The following is a 20,535-nucleotide window of genomic DNA, read 5'->3' as shown; positions in this document are numbered from 1 at the left end:
CCGCTCGCCACGTTTCTCTTTCTTCACATATTCAATTGTCCAAATAACCGACGGATGGAACCATCCGTCAAAATTCCGTTTCGCGTGCCAAACCTTTTGAGTTCAAACACGTCAATCAGCAGAGCTAATTGGCGAAATTAGGGTCAACAGTGTTGTTCGCGAGAGCGACCGTCGACCCCGTCGGTGATGCGCATATAGGGTGAACCGGCCTTGGAAGTCAACAAGGTATTTTCAAAAAAGCGCATTTATTTGCGAATTTCCTCTTTCCCATTGACCGCGACGGCCCCGGAGGGCCTGTCTTCATTGGGAAGCAGCAATGAAAGGCGTCTCCATGAAAAATCTCATTACCGATATCGACAGCATTTCAGTCGGCCATGCCCATGATCTCGACCTCGCCTCGGGCGTGACCGCGATCATCTTCGATCGGCCGGCGGTCGCCTCGGGTCTTGCGCTTGGCGGCGCGCCCGGAAGCCGGGACCAGCTTCTGCTCGATCCGGCCCGCACGGTGGAGACGGTGGACGCCTTCGTGCTGTCCGGCGGCTCGGCCTTCGGACTGGACGCGGCCGGCGGCGTGCAGTCCGGCCTTCGCGCCGATGGCCGTGGACTTGCTATCGGCCCGGCGCTGATCCCGATCGTGCCCGGCGCCATCCTGATGGACCTTCTCAATGGCGGCGACAAGGACTGGGGGCTGCATGCGCCCTATCGCGATCTCGGCTATCAGGCCTATAAGAACGCCGCGAAGGGTCCGTTCGCGCTCGGCACGGTCGGCGCCGGAACCGGCGCCACCACCGTCAACCTCAAGGGCGGACTTGGTTCCGCCAGCGCGGTCAGCACGGCCGGCTTCACGGTGGCGGCGCTGGTGGCCGTCAATGCCATGGGCAGCGTGACCATGGGAGACAGCCCTTATTTCTGGGCGGGGAGCCTCGAGCGGGACGGCGAGTTCGGCGGCCGCGGCCTGCCCGCGACCATGCCGGAGGATGCCCATCGTCTCGCCATCAAGGGCGGGCCGACTACCGCGACGACGATCGGCGTGGTGGCCACCGACGCGCGGCTGACAAAACAACAATGCCACCGTCTAGCCGTCATGGCCCATGACGGCCTCGCCCGCGCGATCCAGCCGGCGCATCTTCCCTTCGATGGCGACACGGTGTTGTCGGCGGCGACCTGCGAGAAGCAGGCCCCTGATGATTTGGCCTTCGCCGAGATCTGCATGCTGGCGGCGAGCACGATGGCGCGGGCGATCGCGCGCGGGGTCTATGAAGCAGAAACGCTCCCGCAGAGGGGAGCGCTTGCAAGCTGGACAGAAAGGTTTGGCCGACGCTGACGCCGCCTTTTACTGCGCAGCGTAACCGCCGCCGATCGCCACGTTGAGCGCGACGAAATCACTCGCCTGCTGGGCGATCGCATTGGCGAGATTGGCTTCCGCATCGGAGACCGCGCGCTGGGCATCGAGCACGTCCAGCAGCGAGATCGCGCCATCCTTGTAGCTCGAGGTCGAAAGCGACAGGGCGTCGCGATAGGAGGCGACCGTCGCCCGCAGCGATGCCACGGTGCGGCCATCGCGGGTGACCTGCGCCAGCGCAGATTCGACTTCCTGAACCGCGTTGAGCACGGTCTGCTTCCAGGCCAGATAGGCCTCGCGCGCCTGCGATTCCGACTTGGTCACATTGGCCCGGAGCGCGCCGCCGTCGAAGATCGGCAGGTTGAGCGTCGGACCGAAAGACCAGGACGACACGCCGGCATTGCCGAGCGAACTGCCCGAAACGCTGGCCTGGATGGTGCCGCCGAGCGAAATCGTCGGATAAAGCTGGGCCTCGGCGACGCCGATATTGGCGGTGGCGGCGGCCAGATTGCGTTCCGCGCCGCGAATATCGGGCCGGTTCCTGATCAGATCGGCGGGAACGCCGGATGCAAGGCGGGCCTTGGCCACCGGGATCGGCTTCACCTTGTTCATCTGGTCAATCAGCGTGGCGGCGGGAAGCCCCATCAGCGTCGACAGCGCGTAGACCTGCTTGCGGTAATCGGCTTCAAGCTGCGGGATCGTGGAAAGCTGCGCGTTCACCAGGCCTTCCGACTGGACCACGTCGAGCCGGGAGGCCGCGCCGGCATCAAGCTGGAACTGGGTGAGGCGCAGGGTTTCGCGCCGGCTGTTGAGGTTCGATCGCGCGATCGCCAGACGCTCCTGATAAAGCCGGGCGGAGATATAGGCGTCGATCAGCTGAGAGATCAGCGTGAGCTTGGCGACATCCGCGCTGGCATAGGCGGCATCAAGCTGGTCGAGCGCTGCCTCGCCGGAACGGGCATACAGGCCGAACAGATCGAGCACCCAGGACACCGGAACCGATCCGCCAAAGGTATTGGTGATCTTGCGCGACTGAGCCGAGGCGCCGTCGCCGCCGGAAGCCCCGACCGTATCCGAACCGTTGAGGTTGACCTGCGGATAGGCCCCCGCCGTCGCGGACACGACATTGGTTTCGGCCTGAACGATTCTCTCGAGCGCCTGCAGCACCGAGAGGTTCTGCACCATGCCCTGCTGGACATAGCTGGTCAGCAGCGGATCGTTGAATGCGCTCCACCAGGCGACATCGGTCACATCGCCGACCGGCTGACTGCTGCCTTCGCTGAACTTGTCCGGCAGCGCCGCTGTCGGCGCCACATAATCCGGCCCGACGACACAGCCGGACAGGAAAACCATGAGCAGCGGAACGGATGCAATACGGCGCAACAACATCTGAAAATATCCTGTCAGTTCTGCCGATCCGCGACGCGGACCAACTGCCTATTAGTAAGCGCCGGGCCGCGCCCGGCGCAATATGCTTAACCCGGTTTTAAACCGCCTGTTGCTCTTCTGCCGCTTTCTGGTCCTTCTTGCCGATGCCCATGATGCGGCAGACGGCGACGAAGAACGAGGGAACGAAGAAGATGCCAAGGGTCGTGGCCGCCAGCATGCCGCCGAACACGGCCGTACCGATGGCATTCTGCGCCGCCGAGCCGGCTCCCGTCGCCAGCACCAGCGGCGTGACGCCGAGGATGAAGGCGAGCGAGGTCATGATGATTGGCCTGAGACGCATGCGGGCGGCGTGAAGGGTGGCATCATAGAGCGAATCGCCCTTCTCGCTCTGCTCGCGCGCGAATTCCACGATCAGAATGGCGTTCTTCGCGGCCAGGCCCATTGTGGTGAGCATGCCGACCTTGAAGTAGATGTCATTCTCCATGCCCCGCAGGTTCGCCGCCAGAACCGCGCCGAGAATGCCGACCGGAACCGCCAGGATCACCGCGAACGGAATGCTCCAGCTTTCATAAAGCGCGGCAAGGCAGAGGAACACGAACAGCACCGAGATCATGTAGAGATACGTCACCTCATTGCCGGAGATCACCTGCTGCAGAGACATGTCCGTCCACGCAACGGTGAAGCCGCCGGGGGTCTGTTCCACCATGTCGACAAGCTGGTCCATGGCCTGGCCGGAAGCATAGCCCGGCATGGTCGCCCCCTGGATATCGACGGCGGAGTTGCCGTTGTAGTGGGCCAGCGACGGCGCGCCCGTGGTCCATTCGATATCGGTGAAGGCGGAGAACGGCACCATGTCGCCGCTGAGATTGCGGGCATACCAGCGATAGATGTCCTCCGGCTGCATGCGGTAGGGCGTATCACCCTGCACGTAGACCTTCTTCACCTTGTCATCGAGCGTGAAGTTGTTGATGTTCGAGCCGGCATAGATGGTCGCCAGCATGCCGGTGGCTTCGGCGATGCTCACGCCATAGGCCCCGGCCTTCTGGTCGTCGATCGCAAGCTTGAGCTGGGTTTCATCCGGCTGGGTGTCGGTGCGAACCTGCGCGGCGATGCCGCCCTGATTCATCTGCCGGATGATCCGGTTGGTAACCGAAAGCGTCGCGTCCTGGCCCTGATTGCCGCTGTCCACGACATAGCCGGTCCAGCCGGTGGACTGGCCAAGGCCCGGAATTGACGGCGGCTGCACCACATAGACCTGCGCATCACGCACATTCATGTAGAAATAGCCGTTGGCGCGCTGCGCCACCGCCGCGGCGGTCAGGCTCTTGTCCGTTCTGTCGTCGAACGGCTTCAGCTCGACGAAGGCCATGGCGTAGTTCTGGCCCTGACCGGCGAAGGAGAAGCCCAGAACCGTGAACACGGCCTCGACGGCGTCCTTTTCCTGATTGCGGAAATAGGCGCCTACCTGCTCCGTGACGGCGCCGGTTCGCTCCGTCGTCGCTCCGGTCGGAAGATTGACGATCACGAACAGCGAGCCCTGGTCTTCATCGGGAAGGAAGGATTCGGGAAGCTGGGTGAAATAATGATAGACCCCGAAAAGCAGGACGGCGAAAACCGCGAAAACCGGGATCAGCCAGCGGAGCATGAGCGCGACGCCGTGGATATAACCATTGGTCACGCGTTCGAAGCCGCGGTTGAAATAACCCGAAAGTCCGCGATCCTTCTTCGTCGGATCGACCGGCTTGAGCAGGGTCGCGCACAGCGCCGGGGTGAAGATCATTGCCACCAGAACCGACAGGATCATCGCCGCCACGATCGTGATCGAGAACTGACGATAGATGATGCCGGTCGAGCCGCCGATGAACGCCATCGGAATGAACACCGCCGTCAGCACCATCACGATGCCGACCAGCGCGCCCTGGATCTCGCCCATGGACTTCTGCGTCGCCTCCTTCGGCGGCAGACCGTCCTCATGCATGATTCGCTCGACGTTCTCGACCACGACGATCGCGTCGTCCACCAATAGGCCGATCGCCAGCACCATGGCGAACATGGTGAGCGTGTTGATCGAGAAACCGGCAAAGGCGAGCACGCCGAAGGCGCCGAGCAGCACGACGGGCACGACAAGCGTGGCGATCAGCGTCGCGCGCAGATTCTGCAAGAACACCAGCAGCACCACGAACACCAGCACGATCGCCTCGAACAGGGTGTGAACCACCTGCTCGATCGACAGTTCGACGAAGGGCGTCGTGTCGTAGGGGTAGATCACATCGACGCCTTGCGGCAGCGCCGGCTTGATCGAGTCCATGAAATCGGTCACCGCTTTCGAGGTGTCGATCGCATTGGCGCCATTGGCGAGCTCGACGGCGAAGCCGGCAGCCGGCAGGCCGTTATAATAGGTGTAGAACTGGTAGTATTGCTGGCCGAGCTCCACCCTGCCGACATCCGAGAGCGTGACGGTGGCGCCGTTCTCGGTCGATTTCAGGATGATGTTCTCAAACTCCATCACGTTTTCGAGCTGGGTGGCCGAAACCGCTGTGATGCTGAGCTGCTGGCCCTCGACGGAGGGATTACCGCCGACATCGCCGACGGCAACCTGCTGGTTCTGCGCCTGGATGGCGTTGGAAACGTCGGCAACCGTCAGATTGTACTGGTTGAGCTTGTAGGGATCGAGCCAGACGCGCATGGCATAGGGCGTATAGAACCCCTGAACGCTGCCGACGCCTTCAAGGCGCGCAATGCTGTCATTGATCGAGCTGTCGATGATGTTGCCGAGGTCGGCGGCGGAATACTGGCCGCTGCTGTCGGTCAGCGCGACAACCATCAGGAAGCTGGATGACGACCGGCTGACGGTGATGCCGAGATTGCGCACCACGTCGGGCAGTTGCGGTTGCACGAGCTGCAGCTTGTTCTGCACCTCGACCTGGGCAATTTCCGGATCGATGCCGGGCCCGAAGATCACCGAAATCTGCGCCAGGCCGGGCGACGACGTCGAGGTGAGGTAAAGCATGTCATCGAAGCCGGTCAGCCCGTCTTCGATAACATTGGTCACCGTCGTTTCGACCGTTCTGGCACTCGCGCCCGGATAGCTGGCGGAGAGCGAAATCGTCGTCGGCGCGATCTGCGGATATTGCGAAATAGGAAGCTGGGAAATGCCAAGCCCGCCGATGAGCATGATCACAATGGCGATCACCCAGGCGAAAACGGGTCTGTTGATAAAGAAATTAGCCATTAATCATACCTCGAGCGCTTGGTTCCGGTGCCTGCACAAGCCTTGCGCTCAGCCATTTCCGCCTGTTGATCCTGCAGCGCTTGATGAACCACCGCTCGAAGAACCGCCGGAGGAACCCGACGTGTCATCGACCACGACGCCCTTGTCATTGATCTTCGCCGGCACCGGCGTGACGTCGGTCACCCCGCCCACGAGCGACTGGAAGCCGTCGACGATCAGACGGTCGCCGTCCGAGACGTTCTTCTGCACCAGCCAGGAATTGTTGGAGACCATCACGTCGTCGAAGACCCGCGTCTCGACCTTGTTGTCGGAGGTCACGAACATCGCGGAGACCTTGCCGCCGGCCTCGATCTGGGCTGCGAGCTGCGGAATGAGATAGCCCTGTTCCTCGGCAACCGTCAGCGTGGCGCGCACGAACATGCCGGGCAGCAGGACATGGTCGGGATTGTCGAAGATGGCACGCAGGTTCACCGTGCCGGTCGACTGGTCGACCGTGCGGGCCGAAACGTCGAGATTGCCGGTCACATCATAGGTGCTGCCGTCATCGAGCTGGACGTTGACCTTGACCTTGGACAGGTCGCTTTCCGATTTGAAATCGGCATATTTGCCCGTGGCCGACAGAACCTGTCCGGCTGATTCGTACATGTCGACATAGATCGGATCGAGCTGGTTGAGATCGACCAGCGCGGTTGTCGCGGTTGGCGAGGCAAGGTTGCCGACCGAGACGTTGGACACGCCGAGAACGCCGCCGAACGGCGCGGTGATCCTGGTGTGCGCGAGATTGATCTCGGCCGATTTAACGGCCGCCTGCGCTGCACTCACATCGGCAAGAGCCGTATCGTACTGGGTCTTGGCGTCGGTCACCTGGATCTCGGTGGCGCCGGTGTTTACGATTCGCTGATAGCGCTCGTAATTCTCCCTGGCACCCGGCACGACCGCATTAGCCTTCTCGAGGCTGGCTTTGGCCGAGGCGAGCGCGGCTTCATAGGTATCCGCTTCAATCTCGTAAAGCAGGTCGCCGGCTTCCACCAGGGCGCCGTCCTTGAAGGCCTTGTTGGTGATGATGCCGGTTACCTGCGGACGAATCTCGGCATACTGATAGGCGACCGCCCGTGCCGGCAGGGTCGTGGTCAGCGGCACCGTCTGCTCCGTCAGCGTGATAACGCCAACTTTCGGCGGCGGAGGCTGCTGGCCGGCGCCCTGTTGGTTCTTGCCATCATCACTGCAAGCGCCGAGCGCGAATGCGAGAACGGTAAAGGCAGCGATCGGAAGCTTGCGCGACAGCATGGGCACCTATCCAGTATAGAAAATGAACAATGGTCGTTTTCTTAACACAGTCTAAACGTGGCAGGAAACAACATATCTGCCACACATGAGAGCGGAATGAGGCCGGCGGCCCCTGAATTGCCTTAGTGACGTATCTCAGAAATCATCACTTTGCAACTCGGTATTTCAATCCGCTGTCGATCAGGTCGATAATCAGCGCCGCCTTGTCCGAAAGCGCCGCCGGATCAACGCATTGCAGCATTTTCGGGTGGAGCACGCTTGCCAGCATGTCGACGACCACCGCCGCATCGCGCACTGGATCGCCCGGCCGGTAGATACCGTCCTCCATGGCTTCGGCGATCAGGACGCAGAGTCTGTCCTCGACGAGTCGACGATAGATTCTGCCGCCCTTGGCGGGATCTTCCAGCACCAGCGGGATCATCTCGAAAAGATACTGATTCTCCAGCTTGTCGCAGACATGCTCACGCGCGAGCCGCGAGAGGAAGAGCTTCAGCTTCTCGTCGGGCGTTCCCGAGGAATCCTCAATGCCGCAACGTTCGGCCAGCCTGCGGCCGTGGCGGTAGGCGATCGCCCGGCCAAGCGTCAGCTTGCTCTTGAAGTGCTTGAACACGTTGGCCGGCGACATGTTGAGCTCGGCGGCGATATCGGCGATCGATACGGCGGCAAAACCGCGCGCGCGAAACAGACGTTCGGCCGTCACCAGTATCGCCTCTCTCGTCTCCTCCCCGGTACGCCGTGGTCTGCGCATCACGCTCCGCTCCAGTTCCCTTCGGGATAATAGGCCTTCAGGTTCTCCCGCACCCTTGCCTTGACCGACTCGCCGCTTTCATCCGGCACGAAGCTTCGGCCGGTGATCATCTCGAATGCCGTCGCATAAACCCCGGAGGCCGCCCCGATGACATCGACGGGAATTTCGGGAATCTCATCCTTGTAGGGGTCGCAGCGCGCCACCACCCAGGAGCGGATGAAATCCTTGTCGAAACTTTCCGGCCGTTCGCCCGCCGCAGACCGCCGCTCATAGCTTTCCGCCATCCAGTAGCGGCTCGAATCAGGCGTATGGATCTCGTCGGCGAGCAGGATATTGCCATCGGCGTCCTTGCCGAACTCGTATTTGGTGTCGGCGAGGATCAGGCCGCGCTGCGCCGCGATCTCCTGACCGCGCGCAAAAAGCTTCAGCGCCGTCGACGAAACCTCGTCCCACTCGACTTGCGTCAAAAGCCCCTTTTCGACGATCTCGGCCGCCGTCAGCGGTTCGTCATGACCGCCGTCGAAGGCCTTGCTGGTGGGCGTGATGATCGGCGCGGGCAGAACCTCGTTGTCGCGCATGCCATCGGGAAAGGTGATGCCGTAGATCGTCCGCTCGCCGCGCTTGTAGCGCGTCAGGATCGAGGTATCGGTGGTGCCGGCGAGATAGCCGCGCACGATGATCTCGACCGGCAGAATGTCGAGCCTTCTGCCGACCACCACATTCGGATCGGGATAGGCGACCACGTGATTGGCGGCGATATCGGCGGTTTTCTCGAACCAGAACCGGGCGATCTGCGTCAGGATCGCGCCCTTGTGCGGTATCGAAGCCAGCACCCGGTCGAACGCGCTGATGCGGTCGGTGGTGATGATGATCCGCCGGCCATCCGGCAGATCGTAGTTTTCCCTGACCTTGCCGCGATAATAGTTCGGCAGCTCTGGAAAAAAGGCTTCATCGAGAACGCGCAAGAACAATCCCTTCCCTGTTTCGGCCCTGCCGCAAAGTGTGGAATCTTGCAAAGCCTCACCGCCCTCATTACAGATTGTTAACCTCGTCGGCAATCATAATGAGGGTCTACCCTCATGCAGGTATCCCATGGATTTCATCCCCTCGCTTCCCGTTCTCCTCGCCTTTTCCGCCGCAACCCTGCTTCTGGCGCTCACCCCCGGCCCTGACATGACGCTGTCGATCAGCAAGGCGCTGAGGGAGGGTCGCGCCGCGGGTCTTGCCGTGCTCGTCGGCACCAATCTCGGCATCTGCGTCCACACGATCCTGGTTGCCTTCGGCGTCTCCGCCCTGATCATCGCCTCGCCCACCGCCTTCTTCATCCTGAAAAGCGGGGGTGCCGCCTACCTGCTCTGGATCGCGGTGATGGCGATCCGCAAGGGCAATAATTTCGTGCTGGAGGCGGAGGCGCGGCCGGAGCGCAAGCGCGGCTCGCTGAAGGCGGCGATGGCGAACGGCTTCTGGGTCAATCTGCTGAACCCCAAGGTCATCATCTTCTTCATGACCTTCCTGCCGCAATTCGTGACGCCGAACGATCCGAACGTGACCGGCAAGCTGCTCTTCCTCGGCTTCACCTTCATCGCTGTGGCGCTCCTACCAACGATCGCGATCGTCATCGCCGCCCACCGGCTCTCCGGCTGGCTGCAGACCCACAAACGGGTGCTGCGCGCCATCGACTACCTGTTCGCCGGCGTGTTCTCGCTGTTTGCGGTGAAGATATTGCTCACGCAGGCGCGGTGAAATAAGATCGACGGCCATGAAGGCACAAGAATTTGACAGGCGGTTTGAGGCGGGCGAGGACCTGAGCGACACTATAGACTGGTCGCAGGCTCGCAGGCCGAAAGCGCGGCCCGAGCACGACGGCACCTCGCCGCACAGCCCCCAAAACTTCTCGCCCCGGAGGGGAGAGATGTCGCGAAAGCGACAGTGAGGGGGGAATCTGTCACCGCGAATGCCCTCACGGTTTGATAAGCCGCGCCACCCTCACTGCCCCTTTGGGGGCATCTCTCCCGCCAGCGGGAGAGAGTATTGGGAGCAAGCGGCAAAACCACCGCCTCGCCTCAATCCCCGTGATTGGCGATCATCATCGCCTCATAGGCGAGGCGCTCGGTCTTGCGCATGCGTTCCGATTCCGACTTCAGCTGGCCGCAGGCCGCCAGAATGTCGCGGCCGCGCGGGGTGCGGATCGGGGAGGCGTAGCCGGCCTGATTGATGAAATCGGCGAAGCGCTCGATCGTCTCCCAGTCGGAACACTGATAGTTCGAACCCGGCCACGGGTTGAACGGGATCAGGTTGATCTTGGCGGGAACGCCCTTCAGCAGCTTCACCAGATCGCGGGCGTCCTCGAGGCTGTCATTGACGTCCTTCAGCATCACATATTCGAAGGTGATGCGCTTGGCGTTCGACAGGCCCGGATAGTCGCGGCAGGCCTTGATCAGCTCTTCCAGCGGGTACTTCTTGTTGATCGGCACCAGAATGTCGCGCAGATCATCGCGCACCGCATGCAGCGAAATCGCCAGCATGCAGCCGATCTCGTCGCCGGTGCGGTAGATTTCCGGCACCACGCCGGAGGTCGAGAGCGTGATCCGCCGCTTCGACAGCGACAAGCCGTCCTCGGCGGACGCGATCAGCAGCGCCTTCTTGACCGCCTCGAAATTATAGAGCGGTTCGCCCATGCCCATCATCACGATATTGGTGACCTTGCGGTCCGATTCCGGGATGAAGGCGCCGTTCGGCGCATCGCGGTTCGGAAAATCGCCGAGCGCGTCGCGGGCCACCAGAAGCTGGCCGAGAATTTCCTCAGGGCGCAGATTGCGCACCAGGCGCTGAGTGCCGGTGTGACAGAAGGAACAGGTCAGCGTGCAGCCAACCTGGCTGGAGATGCAGAGCGTGCCGCGATCTTCTTCCGGAATATAGACAGTCTCGATCTCGACCGGCTTGCCCGCGCCGTGGGACGGAAAGCGGATCAGCCATTTGCGGGTGCCGTCGGTCGAAATCTGCTCGGTGACGATCTCGGGCCGGGCGATGTCGAAGGCTTCCGCCAGCTTCAGCCGCAAATCCTTGGCGACATTGGTCATTTCGGCAAAATCCGAGACGCCGCGCACATAGAGCCAGTTCCAGATCTGGCTGACGCGCATCTTGATCTGCTTGTCGGCGACGCCGACCGAGGAAAGCGCCTCGGCAAGTTCCGGCTTGGAAAGGCCGATCAGCGTGGTCTTGCCCTGCGTCGGAGCGGCGGCGGGGCGCGGCCGGGCGCGCTGGGCTTCAAGATCGATTTCGGCTACGGACATGGTCTCTCCGGCAACGCGGCCGTTCGCCGCCGGCCATTCAGGCGGCAGGGCGAACCCGCTGATACGCTATGAAAAATCATCGGGCGCTATCATAGGGCCGCCCGTTTGCGCGAGCCTATAGCACTAAATTGCCGCCGCGTCATCCCTTGCCGGGGCACCGGCCAAGAAGCCGCGCCCCGGCAAGGACAGGTTTACTCGAACTGGCCGGCGTGAAACTGGCCGAGCCAGGTCTCCGTCAGCGGCGCGCCGTCCTTGGAAAGATAGGCGCGAACATCGACGGTATCGGCGCCTTCCTCGAACTTCAGGTCATAGGTCAGCCGCCAGTCATCGGTTCCGACGATCGGCATGGCGAAGGCATCGAGCAGTTCCGCGCCCGGCCCGACCGAGACTTCCGGCTCGACGCCATCTTCCATGGTCAGACCCGAAACGGCATCGCCGGAAAACTCGACCACGACCTTGATCTGGTCGTCCGGGCGCGGCTGGCCGGGCACGCCGCCGCGGCCGATCCGACTCGCCACGGTTTCGGCCAGCGCATCGTTTTCAGGCCCGCGTTTGGCCCAGGTCAGCGTATAGGCGAAATCGCGTTCGTCGCCGGCCTCGGGCAGGTCCTCGGGCAGCCAGTAGGCGACGATATTGTCGTAAATCTCGTCATCGGACGGCAGTTCCACGAGCTGCACCATGCCCTTGCCCCAGTCGCCCTCGGGCGTGATCCAGGCCGACGCCCGTTTGTTGTAGAACACGCCGTCATCGAGATAATGGTCAAAATCGCGGTCGCGCTGGATCAGGCCGAAGCCTTGCGGATTGTCGTCGTAGAAGCTCGAAGTCACCACCCGGTCGGGATTGTTGAGCGGCCGCCAGATCTGCTCGCCGCCGCCGGTGACGATCTCCAGACCGTCGCTGTCATGCACTTCCGGACGCCAGTCGAAGGCCATGTTGCGGTGGGTTTCGGAATACCAGTACATCGAGGTCAGCGGCGCGATGCCGAGCCGCTCCACCGCGTCGCGGAAGAACAGCCGGCTCTTGATATGCAGCACCTGCCCCTCGCCATCGGTGTTTTCCGCTTCGATCCGGTAGGCCCCGGCGACGCTCTTGCTATCCAGTAGCGCATAGATGACGATGCCCTCATCGGCGTTGTCGTCTTCCTCCAGATAGAACGCGGTAAAGCGCGGGAATTCCTCCGCCGCCGACAGGCCGGTATCGACAGCCAGCGCGCGCGCCGAAAGGCCATACTGCTTGTCAGGACCATCGGTGCGGAAATAGGACGCGCCGAGAAATGAAATCCAGTCGGTCTTCAGATCAGGCCGCATCACCCGGAACCCGGCCCAGCCCGCGACATCCTCGACGGCCTTGGCGGGGCTATCCTCCGGCATGTCGAAATAATCGGCGCTGTAGACCACCTCGCGTGCTTCGCCATCCTCGACCAGGCTGATCGTGACCGGTTCCTTGAAATAGCGGCCCTGATGGAAGAACTGAACCGGCGCATCGCCGACATCCACGGTGTGGTCTGTGCGGAACCTGATCTTCCAGTGCGCGTCGTAATCGATCTTCTCGAACAGTTCCGGCGACTGCACCGGATAGGGCTCAAACGGCTTTTCGGAAAGCGCTTTCGCTTCTTCGGCAAGCGTTTCAAAAGAGAAAGGTTTTGCCGGGCCGAGTTCCGGCTCGAAGGCGAAAGCCGTCGCCGGCAGCAGCATCAGGGGAACAACAAACAGGCTGAGAAGAGAGGGCGAAACAGAACGCATCGTCGTCATCAAGAGGTAAACTCCGTTTTGGCCATAATTATGCTGAAGGCCAAAACGCGGCATAACCCGCCAGGTTCCGCCTCGATCAAAAAAAAGCCCGCGCAATGGCGGGCTTCATGACTGCAAAATGTGGCTGTTTTCAGCCGACGACGCCGGAAATCCAGCTCGAAAGCGCGGTTTTCGGCGCGGCGCCGACCTTCACGTCGGCAAGTTCGCCGCCCTTGAACATGGCGAGCATCGGGATCGAGCGGACGCCGTACTGGACCGCCAGATCCGGATTGTCATCGACATTGACCTTGGCGATCTTGACCTTGCCGTTCATTTCCTCGGCAATTTCTTCCAGGCTCGGGCCGATCATCCGGCACGGGCCGCACCATTCGGCCCAGAAATCGACCACGACGGGTTCGGCGGACTCAAGCACTTCCTGCTTGAAATTGGCTGTAGTGACCTTGACTGTCGTCATTTGAGAACTCCTTGGCGTTGCCGAAAGCGGCGTACCCTGCCCGTCTTTCGCAATTGTTGATAGGCATGTGAGCACTGTTTCACAAAAAATCAATGCCGTAACATTCATTTTTTTGAAAGTGTTGCGAGCGCCTCCGCCAATTCATTGTCACCGAGTACCCGCACTGTCGCAGCTTCAGTATAAATCAGCAGGCAATCGACTTCGTGGTCCGGGTAGAGCGGTTTTAGAATTTCGCGATAGACCGCCATCTGCGCCACATGGCTGAAGGGCGCCGCCTCACTATTGCCCGGCGGGTTGCGGTTGGTCTTGAAATCGGCGAGCAGCACGCGGCCGCCATCAACCGCCAGCCGGTCGAGCCGGCCGGAAACGGTATAGGCCCCGCCTGAAAGCCGCACGGTGCCGGAAATCGAGACCTCGGGGCGGGCTTCGGGGGCAAACAGGGCCTGCAGCCGGGGATCGCCGATCACCGCCATCACGCTTTCCGCAATCGCGGCGCGTTCTTCCTCCGGCAACGAGAAGGCCGCGCGGTCGAGATAGCGTCGGCAAGCGGCGGCACGGTCATCCGTCTCGAAGCCCGGCAATATCTGCAACAGCCGATGCACCAGCCGGCCGCGCTCCAGCGCCAGATTGATCTCCGGCCGTTCGAACAGCGGCGAGGCGGTCATCGGCGCGGGGTCCTCGACCTCGATGCCGGCGCGCGATGGGCTGAGCGGCGGCCGCGGCCGTTCGCTCTCGCGAAACGGCGTCAGCAGCGCCTCCGGCAGCGGCGGCTTCTCGGCGGCGGCCTTGCCGGCCTTGGCCGCTTCAAACCGGTGCGGCGGGATCTTTTCCTCGAAGACCAGCGCCGGCCATTCCTCGCCGCCGGGACCAGCGATTGCCGTCTCGTTGACACGGTGATCGCCTTCAAGCGCCGACCAGACCATGCGGTGCCAGGTATCCGGCACCTCGGTGCGGCCGCGATAGCCGGCCACGATCAGCCGGTCGGCGGCGCGCGTCATGCCCACGTAAAGCAGCCGGCGATATTCCTCCTTGGCCTCGGCCTCGCGCCGGGCGAGATCGGCGGTAACCAGACTGTCGGCATCCCGGCCACTGCCATGCCAGACGGGCACATCGCCAGCCATCACCCGAAAGCCCGAAAGGTTGCGGGGCTCGAACGGCTTGCCGCCGCCATCGACAAGAAACACCACCGGCGCCTCCAGCCCCTTGGCTGCATGGGTGGTCATGATCCGCACTTCATCGCGGCCCTGATCCTGCTCGCGCTTGATCTCCAGCCCGCCGGTCTCCAGCACATCGAGAAAGCTCTGCAGGCCCGGCAGGCCGGTATCCTCATGCCCCTTGGCGGCGTTGAGGAACTCGTCGAGAATATCGCCGGCCTCGCTGCCGAGCCTTGCGAGAAAAGCCCGCCTTCCGCCCTCGCGCGCCAGGATTCCGGCATAGAAATCGAAGGCGGTGCGCCGCCGCGCGGCGTTGATGACCCGTTCCAGCGTTTCGACGGCGGCGGCCAGCGTCTCATCGCCCGCACCGGCAATCCGCCGCAGCGCCGACCAGACATGCTCGCCGGGCTTGCGCATGGCGGCGACGGCAAAGAGATCATCTTCGGAAAGCGAGAGCAGCGGGCTCTTGAAGATCGCTGCAAGCGAAAGATCATCCTCCGGTAATACGGCAAAACGGCCAAGCGCGATCAGGTCCTTCACCGCGATATGATCGGCAAGCCGCAACCGGTCGGCGCCCGCGACCGGAATATCGTAGGGCGATTTCAGCGCGCGGGTCAGCGCATTGACGAAGGCATCGCGCTTTCTCACCAGCACCAGAACGTCGCCGGCCCGCACCGTGCGGCTGACGCCGTGATCGACGAGCGTCTCGGTTCCGACCATGGCGGCGATTCGGTGGGCGATCCGCCGCGCGAGGATCGCCGCCGGGGCCTCGTCGGGCGTGGCGTCGAAGGGCGCGGTCCAGTCATCGGTCTCGATCACTTCGGCCGGCGCGATAACGTCCCAAGCCTCGACGCGGCCGGGATGGCCGATACGGTTGGAGATATGCACCGTGGCCTCGTCTTCAGCCGAAAGCCCCTTGCGGTTTTCCGGCACCGAAAACACGAGGTCGACGGCTGACAACACCGATGCGGTCGAGCGGAAGGAGAGCGGCAGGCCGATCCGGGCGAAATCGGCATCGATCGCCGCCACCCGTCGCGCCGTCAGCCGGCCCTCGGCGGAGAAGCGCTCGGGCCGCGCCCCCTGGAAGGAATAGATCGATTGCTTCTCGTCGCCGACGGCAAACATGGTGCGCCGCCCCGGCCGCGCGCCCGCGCCGGAGAAGAAATCCTCGCTCAGCGCCCTGACCACATCCCATTGCAGCGGTGCCGTATCCTGCGCCTCGTCCACCAGAATATGGTCGATGCCCTGATCGAGCTTGTAGTGGATCCACTGGCCGGAATCGGGCCGGGTCAGAAGGCCTGCTGCATGGGTGATCAGGTCCTCGAAATCGAGCTTGCCGCGCCTGCGCTTCAGCTCCTCGTAGCGCCGGTCCAACCGGTCGGCGAGCGTCAGCGCAGCCAGCGTCTTTTCGAAGATGCGGAAGCGGGCAAGCGTATCGCGCATGGCAAAGACATGCTCGGCTGTGGCCAGCACCGCCTCGGCAATCTCGGGCGCTTTCTCGCGCAGGCTCTTGAACACCAGCGTGCGTTCCGCCTTCGGAAGGCCGGCCTTGGTCAGGAATGCCTCCTCAAGCAGGCCGAAACGGGCAACCGCGTCATCCGCGCCGAAGGCTGCGGCCAGTGTCTCCGCAAATTTCGCGGCGTTCTTGCCGCCATCGGCCCGCGCAATCGCGATCAGCGCCGAATAGTCGCCTTCGCCAAGGCTCGGAAGCGGCCACGCTTTGCCGGCAATCGTTTCGGGCGAAGTATCCGCCTTGAATCCATACGCCTCGCGCAGCGCCTCTTCGAGCCTTCCGCGTGCACCCTCCAGAAACGGCCGGATCGCATGGCGGTTGCGCACGATCTCGCCGAGGAGCTTCTCAAGCCCGCTGTCATCGGCAATCTCCAGCACGGTCTGGAACGCCTTCGAAAGCGCCAGGTCCTCGCGGCTGGCGGTCGCCGTCAGCAGGCCGAGGCGGGCGTCGGCCAGAAGCGTGGCGGCGGCGGTGTCGTCCAGCACCGAGAAATGGCCGGCGACATTGGCTTCCAGCGGAAACCGGTGCAGCAGGCTTTCGCAGAAGGCGTGGATGGTCTGGATCTTCAGCCCGCCCGGTGTTTCCAGCGCGTGCGCAAACAGCCGCCGCGCCATGGCGATCTTCAGCGCGTCGGGCCGCGCGCCCTCGATTTCGGCAATCTCGTCGGCAAGGGCGGTCTCCGGCAGCACCGCCCATTCGGCGAGCCGCCTGAACACCCGGTTCGACATTTCGGACGCCGCCGCCTTGGTATAGGTGAGGCAGAGGATCGCGGAGGGCCGCGCGCCCGCGAGCAGCAGCCGGACGACGCGCTGGGTCAGCACATGGGTCTTGCCCGAGCCGGCATTGGCCGAGACCCAGACCGAGCGGGCCGGATCGGAGGCAAGCCGCTGCCGTCCCGTGGTCCAGGAAAGCCAGGTCTCGGCATCGGCGTCATGTCCGGGCGCGGTTTCGCTCTCAATCGTCATCGCCGCCCTCCCCGTCTTCAGCGGTCGACCATTCGGCGACGCGGGCCAGATGGTCGTACTCGCCGGAAAAATCGCGTGCGCTCGCCGGCACCAGCCGCGAGGCGAAGGGCCGCTCGCCGGATTTCAGCGCGATCACGAAACGGGTGAACTCCCTGAGCGCATCGGCTGCCAGCTCCTCCGCAGTAATCGCCGCCTCCTTGGCTGTCTCCGCCTTCTCCAGCGCCTCGCCGATGAACCGGTGGCCGGGCCGCAGCCGCACATATTTGAGGCTTGTCGCTTCCACCGGCGCAACCTCCTTGAAACCGCCCGCCGCAAGCGCTGCCGCCTCCAGCGGCAATTGCGGATCGAGCAGGGTGCGGGCCTGTTTCAGCGATGGCGATGAGCCGGTCTTGTAATCGATGATCTCCGCGCCGCCGCCCGCAAGCATGTCGATCCGGTCGGCAATGCCGGTAAGCCTTACGCCGGCAAGCGGAATATCGAAGCCGGCCGGAACCTCCGTCAGCGATTTCTCGATCGGAACAAGCGCCCGCCTGCGCGTCTCGAAGGCGAGGAATTCGTCGGCGACCGAGCGCAGGCGCGGCACCCAGCTTACCGCGAGATGCGGCGCAAGCTCGGCCGTAAACAGCAGTTCCGCGATGATCTCGTCCATCACCGCCCGGCCTTCTTCACTGTCCGGCTGCGCGCCGGATTTGATGAAGCGCTCGGCCAGCGCATGGTAGAGAATGCCCCGCTCCTTGACGCCGGGATCGGCGTTGAACGGCAGGAGCGGATCGAGCTTCAGCACCTTCTGGGCATAGACCGCGTAAGGGTCGCGCCGCAGCCGGCCGATCTCGGAGAAGGAATAGCGCTCCGGCTGGCGCTCGGCCGGCGGATAGGGCGCGGGTCGGCCGGGGATCGGCTGGCGCGGCGCGGCATCGAGCGCCTCGGCCCAGTCGCGATAAACCGCGCCGCGATGGCTGAGATCGGCGGCAAGACCCGGGCCGCCGAAGGCCAGCAACCGCTGCAGCCAGCGGCTGGCAACGGTCGGCGCTGTGCCCTGCCGGAGCGCGCGCGAAATCACCAGACGCGGCGCGCCGGCAGCCATCCACAAATCATGGGCAAGCTGGCCGACGCGCTTTTCCGGCGGCTCCAGGCCGATCTCGGCCTTCATCCCGCGCGACAGGAAAGGGTTGTTCTTCGGCTGGGTCGGCCACACGCCCTCATTCATGCCGCCAAGCACGATCGTGTCCATGTCCTGCAGCCGCGCCTCGACCGCGCCGAAGATAAAGACGCGGGGATTGCCCATCTGGCGAGGCTTGACCGCCTCGGAGGCAGAGAGCGCCGCAACGATCTCGATCCATTGCGGCCCGTCCGCCTCGATCGGCGTCGAGGAGCCCATGATCTCGGAAAGCACGGCCGCCAGCCGTTCGCCTGCCTCCCCGCTCCACAGCGCCGCCAGATCATCGCTCGCATCGCGGGCCACCGCCTCCAGCGCCCGGCCGGTGCGCGCCGCCCAGTCGGCAAGCGTAAGGTTCTCGGTGATCGGCGCCCGGTCCGGCCCGCGCGGCACATGGGTCTCGATCAGCGGCGCGAAGGCCGCGTCGATGCGCCGTGCGAGATCGCGGGCATCCTCGGCTGCGGTCTTCGGCAAGGCCGAGCGCCAGCGCGGCGGGTGCCGGTCGTCCTTCTGCTTTTCCAGCGCGTCATCCAGAAATGCCTCCAGATGACCGAGCGGAACCAGCCGCGTGCCGCCCCTGAGCGTGATCAGCTCGAAGGCCGCACTTGCCCCGCGCATGGCGCGGGCCGACAGACCGAAGCGGGCCAGCGGGTGTTTCAGCAGGGCAGCGAGCGTTGCCGGGTCGCCGGGCTTCAGCGCCGCCTCCAGCATCAGCGTCAGCAGCGTGCCCTGCCCGGTCGCGGCAAGCGGTGTGCCGGCCGAATCATCGGCTTCGATTGCAAACCGCCCGAGTTCGGCCGCCACCCGCCGGGCGAGATCCCGGTCGGGCGTGATCAGCGCCGCGCGCGCCGGCCTGCCGTCCCCGGTTTCCTCCTCAAGCGCCAGCCGCAGCGCAATGGCCACGGCAACCGCCTCCTGCCGCTCATTGGCCGCCTCGACCAGCGCGACATTGGCAAAGCCGCGCGTGAGATCATCCGGGGCGATCGTCTCGCGCCACGTCTCCCAGCGATCGGTCGCCTCTGCCGGCGCGAAGGCGGCGGCGAGCACCGCGTGACGGGCAGCCTTTACGGGCTCCGGCGTCTCCAGCGTTTCGAAATCTTCGCGGGTCACGCCGAGGCGTTTGATCAACCGCGCCATTTCATATTGCGGATGGCTGCGGATCGAGGGATCGGGCATGGCCGGGTTGAGATCGGGGGCTGTCAGCGCCCGAAAGTCCGCGTCCGGCATGGCGGTGTCGAGACCGGGAAGCACGATCACGCCGTTTTCCATCTCGGCTGCCGCCGCGATCAGCCCCGCCACCGCTGGCACCGAGCCGGTGGAACCGGCGATGATCACGGGCGAGGAAAGGCCGCGCAGCCGCTCCGCCTCGCCCGCTAGCAGGCCGTTGCGATGGGCGACCGCAGAGGACCGGCCGAGTTCATCGAGCCGGCCCGGCCAGTAGATCGCCGCGATGCCGAGAAATTCGGCGGTCAGCTGCCACCAGACGGCGTAATTGTCCTGTTCCAGCGCCGAAAGTCGCTCCCAGTCGACCCCTTCGGTCTCCATCGCATCGATCAGTTCGGCAAGGTCGCGGGCAAGCCAGACCGCATCCGCCGGGCTTGCCGGGGCCACCAGCGGCGAGCCGCCGTGGAGACCCGCAAGTTCATCGGAAAGCCGGTTGCGCCAAGGCAGGATCAGCCCGGCAAGCTCCAGCAAGCGCGGCACCGGCTCGATCGGCGGCAGAGATTCGGCGGCCTCCGGCAGGTTTTCGCCCAAAAACCCCTCATCCTCGTCGACTTCGCCAAGCGCGCGGATTTCCGGCAGGATCGCCGCCTCGCCACCAAGCTGCGCTGCGAAGGAGGCGCGGAGCTCGCGCACCGCGCGGCGGGTGGGTAGGAATATTTTCACATCGGCGAGCGCCAGTGGATTTTTGGGGTCGTGGCGGAACCGATCCGTCAGCCGTCCCTCAAGCAGGCTTGCGGCAAGGCTGTCCAGAAACGAAACGCCCGGCGGTATCGTCCACAATCTCGCCCGCCCTTGCGTCACGTCTTCGCTCCCTGCTTCGCTTTGCAGGTTTTACGAAGCATGGCGGAAGGACGCAAGCGCCGTTCCCTCATCCGGCCTTCGGCCACCTTCTCCCCGAGGGGAGAAGGGGACACCTGCAAGGCTCGGCCTTTCCGCGATATTCGGTGATTGCTGCATGCTCCCCCTCGCCCCCAGGGCTATCGCATATGAGCGATCATTGAGATGAGGAAGGCATCGTCCCATCCGG

Annotated in this window: 12 protein-coding genes; 2 read left to right on the top strand and 10 right to left on the bottom strand. The window is 63.7% G+C overall.

What is annotated here, in order from left to right; translation table 11 throughout:
• Window positions 1-331 precede the first annotated feature (331 nt).
• Entirely contained in the window at window positions 332-1,324 is a 993-nt protein-coding gene (locus V6766_RS24755; RefSeq protein ID WP_448470910.1) for a P1 family peptidase, read from the top strand.
• A gap of 9 nt (window positions 1,325-1,333) precedes the next feature.
• On the opposite strand, the gene V6766_RS24750 is transcribed toward V6766_RS24755, so the two are convergent.
• The 5 genes from V6766_RS24750 to V6766_RS24730 form a co-directional block, all read right to left on the bottom strand.
• Window positions 1,334-2,731 carry an efflux transporter outer membrane subunit gene (locus V6766_RS24750; protein WP_448470909.1) on the bottom strand — a complete coding sequence of 466 codons (1,398 nt, stop codon included), beginning with the start codon at window positions 2,729-2,731 and terminating at the stop codon, window positions 1,334-1,336.
• A 97-nt stretch (window positions 2,732-2,828) separates the two neighbouring features.
• The gene (locus tag V6766_RS24745) at window positions 2,829-5,963 is read right to left on the bottom strand and encodes an efflux RND transporter permease subunit (protein WP_448470908.1); all 3,135 of its coding nucleotides are present in this window, start codon (window positions 5,961-5,963) and stop codon (window positions 2,829-2,831) included.
• 48 nt (window positions 5,964-6,011) lie between these two features.
• Window positions 6,012-7,250 carry an efflux RND transporter periplasmic adaptor subunit gene (locus tag V6766_RS24740; RefSeq protein ID WP_448470907.1) on the bottom strand — a complete coding sequence of 413 codons (1,239 nt, stop codon included), beginning with the start codon at window positions 7,248-7,250 and terminating at the stop codon, window positions 6,012-6,014.
• 145 nt (window positions 7,251-7,395) lie between these two features.
• Entirely contained in the window at window positions 7,396-7,998 is a 603-nt protein-coding gene (locus V6766_RS24735) for a TetR/AcrR family transcriptional regulator (RefSeq protein ID WP_448470912.1), read from the bottom strand.
• The gene (locus V6766_RS24730) at window positions 7,998-8,963 is read right to left on the bottom strand and encodes a phosphoribosylaminoimidazolesuccinocarboxamide synthase (RefSeq protein WP_448470906.1); all 966 of its coding nucleotides are present in this window, start codon (window positions 8,961-8,963) and stop codon (window positions 7,998-8,000) included. The genes V6766_RS24735 and V6766_RS24730 overlap by 1 nt, the downstream gene beginning before the upstream one ends.
• Before the next feature lie 127 nt (window positions 8,964-9,090).
• Between V6766_RS24730 and V6766_RS24725 the strand changes: the two genes are divergently transcribed.
• Window positions 9,091-9,741, top strand: coding sequence for a LysE family translocator (locus tag V6766_RS24725; RefSeq protein ID WP_448470905.1), 651 nt, complete (start codon window positions 9,091-9,093; stop codon window positions 9,739-9,741).
• Window positions 9,742-10,061: 320 nt separating this feature from the next.
• Here V6766_RS24725 and rlmN read toward each other — a convergent pair whose 3' ends face one another.
• The 5 genes from rlmN to addB form a co-directional block, all read right to left on the bottom strand.
• Window positions 10,062-11,291, bottom strand: coding sequence for a 23S rRNA (adenine(2503)-C(2))-methyltransferase RlmN (rlmN, locus tag V6766_RS24720; RefSeq protein WP_448470904.1), 1,230 nt, complete (start codon window positions 11,289-11,291; stop codon window positions 10,062-10,064).
• A 191-nt stretch (window positions 11,292-11,482) separates the two neighbouring features.
• The gene (locus tag V6766_RS24715) at window positions 11,483-13,042 is read right to left on the bottom strand and encodes a glucan biosynthesis protein (RefSeq protein ID WP_448470903.1); all 1,560 of its coding nucleotides are present in this window, start codon (window positions 13,040-13,042) and stop codon (window positions 11,483-11,485) included.
• A 130-nt stretch (window positions 13,043-13,172) separates the two neighbouring features.
• Window positions 13,173-13,496, bottom strand: coding sequence for a thioredoxin (gene trxA / locus V6766_RS24710; protein WP_448433122.1), 324 nt, complete (start codon window positions 13,494-13,496; stop codon window positions 13,173-13,175).
• A 104-nt stretch (window positions 13,497-13,600) separates the two neighbouring features.
• Entirely contained in the window at window positions 13,601-17,122 is a 3,522-nt protein-coding gene (gene addA, locus V6766_RS24705) for a double-strand break repair helicase AddA (protein WP_448470911.1), read from the bottom strand.
• Complete coding sequence (gene addB / locus V6766_RS24700; RefSeq protein ID WP_448470902.1) at window positions 17,118-20,309, bottom strand: double-strand break repair protein AddB; 3,192 nt, start codon at window positions 20,307-20,309, stop codon at window positions 17,118-17,120. The genes addA and addB overlap by 5 nt, the downstream gene beginning before the upstream one ends.
• Window positions 20,310-20,535: the final 226 nt, after the last annotated feature.

The sequence above is a fragment of the Martelella sp. AMO21009 genome, assembly GCF_053484295.1.
Note: the sequence above shows the minus strand (reverse complement) of the source record. Positions and strands in the feature narration are given on the sequence as shown.